The 321-nt window shown below is 41.4% G+C and carries 1 protein-coding gene; it reads left to right on the top strand.

Going from position 1 to position 321, the window contains the following annotated elements:
- Positions 1–127: 127 nt before the first annotated feature.
- Positions 128–321: hypothetical protein (locus OW491_RS18215; RefSeq protein ID WP_290037307.1), on the top strand; the 194-nt coding region annotated here is incomplete at its 3' end.

Raw genomic sequence — 321 nt, 5'->3', positions numbered from 1 at the left:
ATAAGAGACAGGCGTCAAAGCGTTCTCAAATCACTGGATTTGATGCGTCGCGTGTGGTCCCTACAGCCTCACAAAACCAACCCATCACAACAATAGAGAACAAGATTATTTTTGTTTAGGAGTGAGTATGTCAGATGAACTTTATTGGCTTTGGGATAAAGAGACGAAAATTGTCGACCAAAAAGCAATTAAATCTCAATGTCGAGCCGGCCAACATCACATTCCACGTAGTGCGTTAAAGGTTGAACCAAAGGCAGAGAAAGAAGGTTTCAAGGTCATTGTTGTGTTAGATAATAACTTACCGACAGGCACTGAGTATGT

This window comes from Neptunomonas sp. CHC150 (genome assembly GCF_030397555.1).
In the GTDB taxonomy this organism is placed as follows: domain Bacteria; phylum Pseudomonadota; class Gammaproteobacteria; order Pseudomonadales; family Balneatricaceae; genus Neptunomonas; species Neptunomonas phycophila.
The sequence above is the reverse complement of the archived record's forward strand: the minus strand, read 5'-3'. Positions and strand labels throughout refer to the sequence as shown.